Genomic DNA, 8,837 nt, shown 5'->3' with positions numbered 1-8,837 from the left:
GTGCCGAATAGACCGCACGCCGGGCCAGTTCCAGCGTCGATTGGCGCCGCGTCGCGCCCAACGCCAGCCAGGCTTCGACTTCATCCCAGTGCTCGTTCACCGCCTCGGCGAAATGCCGGCCCGCCAGTGTGGCAATCGTCATCGCGTTGCCGATCACGATCCCGCCGATGGCCAGGGCATACCGGGGCGTGAAGGCGATCGCGCCCGTGCCGAAATCGATTGCCAGGGTCACCAGGATGCCCGCGGCCATCGCCCCGCCGACCACCCCGAGCCGGTTCCAGGACCAGCCCAGGCGCCGTGCGGCGGTCACCGCTGCCACCGTGAACATCACGAGAAGCGCAGCGCCGACCCACGCGGGACTGGTGATGATTCCACCCAGTATCAGGCTGATGACGGCCAACTGCGCGGCTCCACGGAGGATGGCCAGCGCGGGCGCGGCGCTGTGCGGGATCCGGGCAGCCGCCAGCAGCCCGACAGCGACCACCATCAGGAGTCCGACGCACAACAACGTCGGCAGGAGGGCGGCGGGCTCGGTCATCTGGCCAGCCTATAGACCCATCCCGTGGGGGCCACCTCCGGAGGGCTCGCACGAGCGTGCCGAAACACGGCCCTTGTGCTTGGGTACCGCTCCGTCCGTCTGCAAGGATGTGACATGTCGTGGCGCCGCCGAGGGCCGCAGTTCGTCGAAGGAGACCCTCCATGGTTGAGCCGGCCGTTTTGGATCACGAGGTGCGCCAGCATGTGCTCAGCGTCCTGGCCTCGGGCCCTGGAGTCGCTTGGGAGGACCCGGACCGGGCCGTCTTCGAAGAACGCTTCGACCGCCATTTCCCGGTACTGCTCCGGCTCTTCCACGATCTCTACGGCGCACGGCCCGATTGGCTGGACCAGCTCACGGAGCTCGTGCTGCAGACCGCCCKGTCGTGGGCCGGCAGGTCGGCCGATCTCAAGGCCCTCGACGCTGAAAGAGAGCACAACAGCGGCTGGTTCCAGGCCAACACCATGCTTGGCGGCGTCTGCTATGTCGACCGGTACGCAGAGAACCTGGAGGGCGTCCGCGCCCGGATCCCCTACTTCAAGGAACTCGGCCTTACCTATCTGCACCTCATGCCGCTGTTTCTGGCCCCCGAACCGCATTCCGACGGCGGCTACGCCGTCTCCAGTTACCGGGAGGTCAACCCGAAGCTGGGCACCATGCAGCAGCTACGCGACCTCGCCGCCGAGCTGCGGGCCAACGGCATCAGCCTGGTGGTCGATTTCATCTTCAACCACACCTCCGACGAACACGAATGGGCCCGGAAAGCGGCCGAGGGTGAGGCGGGGTTCAGCGATTACTACTGGATCTACCCGGACCGGACAATGCCGGACGCGTTTGAGCAGAACGTGCGCGAAATCTTCCCGGACGATCACCCCGGATCCTTCATTGAAATGCCGGACGGGCGCTGGGTCTGGGCCACTTTCCACACGTTCCAATGGKATCTGAACTACGCCAACCCGGCTGTCTTCCGGGCCATGGCCGGCGAGATGCTCTTCCTGGCCAACCAGGGCGTGGACATTCTCCGGATGGACGCCGTCGCCTTCATTTGGAAGCAGCTCGGCACGCCCTGCGAGAACCTGCCGGAGGCCCACACGMTGCTTCAGGCGTTCAACGCTGTGTGCCGGCTGGCCGCACCGTCGTTGCTGTTCAAATCCGAGGCGATCGTCCACCCCGATGAGGTGGCACGGTACATCGACCCCGCCGAGTGCCAACTCTCCTACAATCCCCTCCAGATGGCGCTGATCTGGGAGTCCTTGGCCACCCGCGACGTGTCGCTGCTTTCGCAGGCCCTGGACCGGCGGCACAACCTCCCGGCCGGCACGTCCTGGGTGAACTATGTCCGCAGCCACGACGACATCGGCTGGACGTTCGCGGATGAAGACGCAGCCGAACTCGGCATCAACGGCTTCGACCACCGGCGCTTCCTCAATGCCTTCTACGTCAACCGCTTTCCCGGAAGCTTCGCCCGCGGCGTGCCGTTCCAGGACAACCCCCGCACCGGCGACTGCCGGATTTCCGGCACGACGGCGTCCCTGTGCGGGCTGGAGGACGGAACAGTAGCTGCGGTAGACCGGATCCTGCTGGCCCATTCGGTGGCCTTCAGCACCGGCGGTATCCCGCTGCTCTATCTCGGCGACGAGGTCGGCCAGCTCAATGACTACCAGTATGACCTCGAGGCAGGACATGGAGCGGACAGCCGGTGGGTGCACCGGCCGCACTACCCGGCTGCGGACTACGCGTTGCGCACGGATCCGGAAACTCCCCCGGGGGCGGTCTACACCGGGCTGCGCCGGATGGTCTCCGTTCGGTCCACGACGCCGGAACTCGCCGGCACCCGGCTGATCGGGTTTGCCACGAACAATCCGGGCGTCCTGGGGTACCAGCGCCCCGGAGCCGGCACACTGATTCTGGTGCTGGCCAACTTCAGCGACAGGCCGCAGGAGGTGTCAGCGGTGACGCTATCCGGCTTCACGGGGGACGCCCTCGACGTCCTGACCGGCGCCAAGGTCAGCCTCGACACCGGAATTGTCCTGGACCCGCGGCAATTCGTCTGGCTCCGCGTGACTCCCAGGCCGTAAGGACCTCGCCCGCCACACATCGCTTCGCGGGTGCGACCGCTCCGGCCGACCGCCGGTGGCGGCGCTTGTAAAAAGGAGCCTGGCCGGCCGCACGCTGGTTGAGGAGAGCATGCGGCCGGAATCTATGGACGTGGCTGGCGGCCCGCGTCAATCTGTGGCGGGGGCTGGCGTCCCGGGTCCTGTTCTCACTGTCCCCCATCACGCTKAGAAGAGACTGAGAGCGGCGCCCTGCGCGGCAATGTGGCCGGATTGCTTGTCCCCTGGTTGTCCGGAGCCGCACGGTGCCGCATCCTTGGACCATGGCACCAAGCAAGCAGGCCGCGCGCGGCACCCCCGGACCGGGCGCGAGCCGTTGGGGCGTGCGGAAGCGATCGACGGCGGCGGCCGTCGGCGTTGTGGCCTTGGCACTTTTGCTCGGCGGCCTGGTCCTGCTGGTGTTGCTACACACATCCCTGAGCAGGGCCACCGAAGCCACAGCACAGCAGAAGGCGCTGGACGTGATCGCCGAAATGGCGGATCAAGACATCGAGGACGCCAGGACCTACATCGTGGGTACCTCGCATGCGGGCCAGTTCGTCCAGTTGCTTGACGCTTCCGGGATCGTCGTGGCCGCCTCGGATCCCGTGGTCGCCAGCATCCCGCTGTCTGCCCAGCGGCCCGGCCCGGGCAAGATCATGATCCAGGACGTCTCGGGCCTGCCCCGCATTGACGACAACGACAACTACCATATCGTCACCGTCGGTGCGGGTTCCGGTTCCGAGAAGTACGCGGTGGTCGTGGCCCAGGCGTCGCAGATTCAGGCGGACACGATCTCGACGGTGGCGTGGTTCATGCTGGGAGCCACGCCGGTGCTGCTGCTCACCGTGGCAGCGTCCGTGTGGCTGCTGGTGGGGCGCTCCCTTCGCCAGGTGGAACGGATCCGGGGCCAGGTGGCGCGCATCAATGCAGGGCGGCTGGACGGGCGCGTCGATGTGCCGCCGACCAACGATGAAGTCCGGGCCCTGGCCTTGACCATGAACACGATGCTGGACCGGCTGGAAGCTTCGGACACTGAACAGCKCCGGTTTGTCTCGGACGCCAGCCACGAACTGCGCAGCCCGTTGGCAACGCTCAAAGCGGGAATCGAGATCGCGGCGGCGGACCCCACCGGGGCGATGTGGCTGCACATGAAAGATGTCCTCGCTGAGGAGACGAACCGCATGAGCTTCCTCGTGGAGGACCTGCTGACGCTGGCCAAGGCAAATGACGGCGGCCTGAAAGTGGAACAAAAGGACGTGGACCTTGACGACGTCGTGGACCAGGAGATCCGCCGGCTTCGATCGACCAGCCGCCACCAGGTTTCAGCAGACCTCGTCCCGGCCCGGATCCGCGGCGACGGCCGCCGGCTGGCCCAGGTGCTGCGGAACGTCCTGGACAACGCCGATCGCCATGCCCTGTCCCGGATCGTCGTGGACCTGCACACCACCGGAGGCCGGGCCGTCATCACGGTAGAGAACGACGGCGACCCCATTCCCGAGGCTGACCGGGACCGGATCTTCGAACGCTTTGTCCGGCTCGACGGCAGCCGCTCCCGGGACGGCGGCGGCAGCGGACTGGGATTGGCCATCGCCGCGGAAATTGTCGCCGCCCATCACGGGACCATCCGTCCCGCCGACGCACCGCCGGGGCTCTGCCGTTTTGAGATTACCCTTCCCAGCCCGGACCCTGCCGGGGAGGCAGCCCTCAGTCTCCTCGACTCCGGACGGCAGGAGACKACTCRGGGATCGGGTCGGCTTTGAGCASATAGCCCATGCCGCGCACGGTGGCCAACGTGTGGAGACCGAAGGGGGCATCGATCTTGCGCCGGAGGTAGCTGACGTAGACCTCCACAACGTTGTCCGCGCCCTCGAACGCCGGGTCCCAGACGTTTTGCAGGATCTCCACCTTGGAGACGATCTGGCCGTGCCGGCGCATCAGGTACTGGAGGAGCCCGTACTCCCTGGCCGTGAGGCTGATGACGGTTTCCCCTCGGCGGACGCTGCGGTTGACGGGATCCAGCGTCAGCGTGCCCACTGTCATGACGACGGGCCGGGCGGGTGCTCCGCGCCGGATCAGCGCCCTGATCCGGGCCACCAGCACCAGGAAGCTGAATGGCTTCGTGAGATAGTCGTCCGCTCCCAGGTCAAAGGCGTCGGTTTCGTCGTATTCGCCGTCCTTGGCCGTGAGCATCAGGACKGGAGTCCAGACTTTGCGCTGCCGCAGTTCTTTGAGGACGTCATAGCCGTTCATTCGCGGCAACATGAGGTCCAGGAGGATCGCATCGTAGGGATTCTCGAGCGCTGCCAGGAGMCCGGAGACGCCGTCATGGGCGACGTCGACGACGAACCCTTCGTTCTTCAGCCCGCGGCGGACCGTTTCCGCAAGTGCGCGCTCATCCTCAACCATCAGAATCCGCAATCCAGGACCCCTCTCTTTGAGAGAAGTATGGACCTTCGCGGGCCGGTCCGGGTGGAGAATCCTGCGTGTCCCGGCGCACGGCCTGGGCACGCGCTCGATACGAGCCGCCGCCCGCTAAGCCGGCCGGGCCGGTCCGAACAGCCAGCCTGACACGTCGCTGCGCAGAATCATGTGCGGGCCTCCGGTGGAACTGACGCTCCCGTTGGGGACGTAGTAGCCGCGCCCGGCCCCGGGACCGCCTGCCGCGCGATCGAGGGCATCGGTAAGGCGTCGGGTCAGGTGCCCGTTGGGACCGAGGGACCGCAATTCGTCGAGTTCGTCCGGTGTGAGCCGTCCCAGCACTGCAGCGATGTCGGCCATGGTGAATCCCTCCCGGCGGATGATGCGGATGGTGCCCGTGCTGGATGGTCCCTAAGGATTCAGGCTAGGGCACGCAAATGAACGGCACATGACGCCAGTGTGACCAGTAGCGAACGAAGTCAAAGGGGGGCGGGGCAGGCTGCTTCCGCCGGGTGTCACGAGCGTCACTGCCGCGACTCCCCCTGTCCCCAGCATTCACCCGGTGTAATGCTGTACCGTTCAATCCCGGAGATCCGTCAGAGGCTCCCGATCCAACACCCAGCAACGGAAATGAGTACCACCAGGTGGCAACCGATTATGACGAAGTACGCTCCGACGTTGCGGAATCTCGTAACGCTTCCCTCGAGGCTCTCCGTTCGGCGAACGCGCCCGATGCGCGGAGCGTCGTCCGCGAGCTCGACGAGGCCGATACCTCCGAGGGCGTAGAGCTCCCGGGTGCGGATTTGTCCGGCGAGGAGCTGACCGTCACGGTCATCCCGCAGAAAGAGGATGAGTTCACCTGCTATTCCTGTTTCCTCGTCCGGCACCGGTCCCAGCTCGCCAAGGAGAAGGACGGGCACGCGTACTGCGCGGACTGCCTCAGCTAAGCCCCGACGGGGTTCAGCGTGACCGTGGCGGTCGTCCTCCGACTGCACTTCTGTCACACGCTTCACAATAGTGTCAGGAAGCCGCCAGACATGACCCGTCGGGGCGCGTTCGGCTACGCTCCTGATTGACGATGCGGCGAGTGCCGGCACGTGGCCGGAGGCTGACCCCATGAGTGACTCCAACAGCAAGTTGGCGGACCCAGCTGTTGCGTCGCCGTCGAACGCCGCCGCCACGACGCCGGGGCCTTCCGGCGGCGCTGCCGTGCCCGCCACGGGACGCACMGGCCGTCCGACGCGCCGCCGTAGGCMTGCCCGCAGCGGGAGCCTGAAGCGCGAGTGGTCCCGGGCGTTCATGCTGATGCTGCTGGCCCTGCTGGCCGGGGCCGCGGCAACCGTGGTGGGCGTGCGTGTTGTCACGGATCAGATCCAGCGGGCCGCCGCCCAGCACCGCGTCGAGTCCGAAGCGATCGCCGAGTTGCGGGCCGATCTTGACGCCCACGAACAAGCCGGCCTGCAACTCTTGTCCTCGGCGCCCGTAGAAACCTCGGCCTTCCTGGAGCAGCAAGAGGACATCTCCGCCCGGTTCGATGCGGCCGCGGTGATGCTGCCGGACGAACACGGCATGCGGTCCACAGTCCGCGAGGCCCGCGTTTCGTGGCAGGAGGGACTGTCGGCGCACGGTCTCTGGGGCAGCCAGGTGGCCGTCCTGCACGGCAACCACGTGGCTGAGGTCCCGGCATTCGCCGCCTCCGGGGCCACGGCGCGCGCGCTGCTGGCCGACGTCCGTCGCGCCTCCCTGGACGCGCTCGACGACGGCGTCGCCTACGGCGCCCAGCTCCAGCAGATGGTGGTGGCCGGCCGGACGGCTCTCTTCGCGCTTGCCGCCGTCGGCGTGTTCTACTTCCSCCGCCGGATGACCAAATACCTGATGCGCCCCATCGAGGGGCTGTACCAGGGGGTCCTGAAGCTGCAGGCCGGCGACTACAGCCACAGGATCTCCGTTGTCCGCAATGACGAGCTGGGCCAGTTGGCCGAGGCCTTCAATTCCATGGCCGCCACGGTGCACGACAGCCACCTGGAACTGACTTTCCGGGCCACGCATGATCCCCTCACGGGGCTGGCCAACCGGGCGGTGGTCACCGAACGCCTCGCTTCCGCGTTTGGCCCGGACATCAAGGATGCGGACGCCCGGAACGCTCACACCGACAATGCACGCACCGGGCGTGGGGGCCGGCACGAGGGCCTGTTGATCATCGACGTCGACGACTTCAAGGATGTCAACGACTCGCTCGGCCATGAAGGCGGCGACGCGCTGCTCATTCAGCTGGCGCAACGGCTGCGGGGCTGCGTCCGCGGTCATGACCTCGTCGCCCGGCTGGGCGGCGATGAATTCGCGATCGTCGTCCTGGACGACGCCGGCACGGCTACGGACGACGTCGCCGGACGGATCCAGGATGCGCTGCGGGAGCCGTTCTCGATCGACGAGGTCAGGCTCAAGGTAACGGTCAGCATGGGAGCCGCGCAGCGTACCGCCGCAACGGCAGATCCGGCCGAGCTGATGCGGCAGGCAGACTTCGCCATGTACATGGCCAAGCATGGCGGCAAGGGCCGCTACCAGCTCTTCGATGCCCGGGGCTACGACGAAATGACGTACCGCGCCGCCCTCCGGGCCGATCTCGCCACTGCCGTTCAGGCCGGGCAGTTGCGCCTCGACTACCAGCCGGTGGTTGACCTCCGGACCGGCGGGATTGTCGGCGTGGAGGCCCTGGTCCGCTGGGAGCACCCGACCCTCGGCCGCTTGTCCCCTGCGGACTTTATCCCCCTGGCGGAGGAAACCGGCGAAATCGGCCCCATCGGCTGCTGGGTCCTCGACACAGCCACCCGGCATGTCGCCGGCTGGCGCCGCTCCCCGGGCACCCCCGCAGACATCTGGGTTTCGGTGAACCTCTCCACGCTGCAGTTGTCCAGCGACAGGAACCTMGCGGCCCTCGAGCGGATCCTGTCCCAGCCCGCGGCCCAGGCCGACAAGGTCATCCTTGAGGTCACCGAATCCGCMCTGGCCACGAGCGCCGATGGCGGGGTGGGCGCACTCAACCGGCTCAAGAGCTTCGGCGTGCGCATCGCCATCGACGACTTCGGAACCGGGTTCTCGTCGCTGAGCACTCTGGCGGTGCTGCCGGCGGACATCCTCAAGATCGACCGTTCATTCCTCTCCGGGCTGCCCGGGGACGCTCCGGCGGCGGCGATGYTTGAGGGCATCCTGGAAGTGGCCCGGAAGCTGAACCTGGCCGTCATCGCCGAAGGCATCGAAGACACCGGACAGCTCGGTCTCCTGCGCTCGCTCGGCTGCGACATGGGACAAGGCTTCCTCCTGGCCAGTCCCAGCCCGTCCCCTGTGCTTGAGGCACTGCTGACCTCGGGGCCGCGTCTGCAACCACCGGCCGGCGCGGCAGCGTCGGCGGCAGATTCCTAGCGCAGCCCCGTCCTTTACCGGTCTTAGCCGGCGGGAAAGACCAGCGACGGTTCGTCCGCGGTAGCGAGTGTCAGGACCGCTTCCTCGACTGTTTCGTGGTCCTCGAGTTCGCGTTCAACCCGGCGCAGTGCCACGGCGACATCGTGTTCCCGCTGGTCCCCCTGCATGTCCACTGCCGCCACAACGTAGAGCTTGCGCGGGCCAACGAACTCGAGGTGCAGGTAGGTGATGCGCTCGATCTCCGGGTGTTCGAGGAGCCGCCGGGCCATGCTGTCCTCAATATMGCTGGTCACTGCCTGGCCCACGAGGAAGCGCCGGTTGCGGTCGATGAGCACGACTGCGACTGCCGCCAGCAGGATGCCCACCAG

General features: G+C 67.1%; 7 protein-coding genes and 1 pseudogene. 4 read left to right on the top strand and 4 right to left on the bottom strand.

The genetic code is table 11. The features are described 5' to 3' along the window. Positions 1–538 (bottom strand): ABC transporter permease (locus AC1DBQ_RS19260; RefSeq protein ID WP_476930036.1); only part of this gene is annotated, 538 nt, incomplete at its 3' end. Between the two features lie 161 nt (positions 539–699). Here AC1DBQ_RS19260 and AC1DBQ_RS19255 point away from each other — a divergent pair. After that, on the top strand, positions 700–2,613 hold the full coding sequence (locus tag AC1DBQ_RS19255) for an amylosucrase (RefSeq protein ID WP_476930035.1): 1,914 nt from the start codon (positions 700–702) through the stop codon (positions 2,611–2,613). Between the two features lie 299 nt (positions 2,614–2,912). Further along, on the top strand, positions 2,913–4,391 hold the full coding sequence (locus AC1DBQ_RS19250) for a sensor histidine kinase (protein ID WP_476930034.1): 1,479 nt from the start codon (positions 2,913–2,915) through the stop codon (positions 4,389–4,391). On the opposite strand, the gene AC1DBQ_RS19245 is transcribed toward AC1DBQ_RS19250, so the two are convergent. Together AC1DBQ_RS19245 and AC1DBQ_RS19240 are read right to left on the bottom strand one after the other, a co-directional pair. Next, the gene (locus AC1DBQ_RS19245; RefSeq protein ID WP_476930033.1) at positions 4,336–5,049 is read right to left on the bottom strand and encodes a response regulator transcription factor; all 714 of its coding nucleotides are present in this window, start codon (positions 5,047–5,049) and stop codon (positions 4,336–4,338) included. The two genes, AC1DBQ_RS19250 and AC1DBQ_RS19245, sit on opposite strands and share 56 nt — an antisense overlap. A gap of 114 nt (positions 5,050–5,163) precedes the next feature. Continuing rightward, positions 5,164–5,409, bottom strand: coding sequence for a hypothetical protein (locus tag AC1DBQ_RS19240; RefSeq protein ID WP_476930032.1), 246 nt, complete (start codon positions 5,407–5,409; stop codon positions 5,164–5,166). Between the two features lie 284 nt (positions 5,410–5,693). Between AC1DBQ_RS19240 and AC1DBQ_RS19235 the strand changes: the two genes are divergently transcribed. Beyond that, positions 5,694–5,996, top strand: a complete 303-nt coding sequence (locus AC1DBQ_RS19235; RefSeq protein ID WP_091248015.1) for a DUF4193 domain-containing protein — start codon at positions 5,694–5,696, stop codon at positions 5,994–5,996. 169 nt (positions 5,997–6,165) lie between these two features. After that, a complete protein-coding gene (locus tag AC1DBQ_RS19230; protein ID WP_476930031.1) occupies positions 6,166–8,469 on the top strand; it encodes a putative bifunctional diguanylate cyclase/phosphodiesterase in 2,304 nt (767 codons plus the stop codon). 23 nt (positions 8,470–8,492) lie between these two features. On the opposite strand, the pseudogene AC1DBQ_RS19225 reads toward AC1DBQ_RS19230, so the two are convergent. After that, positions 8,493–8,837, bottom strand: a pseudogene (locus AC1DBQ_RS19225) (cation diffusion facilitator family transporter); the annotation flags it as partial.

Source organism: Arthrobacter sp. 10T413_2, from assembly GCF_056394205.1.
Note: the sequence above shows the minus strand (reverse complement) of the source record. Positions and strands in the feature narration are given on the sequence as shown.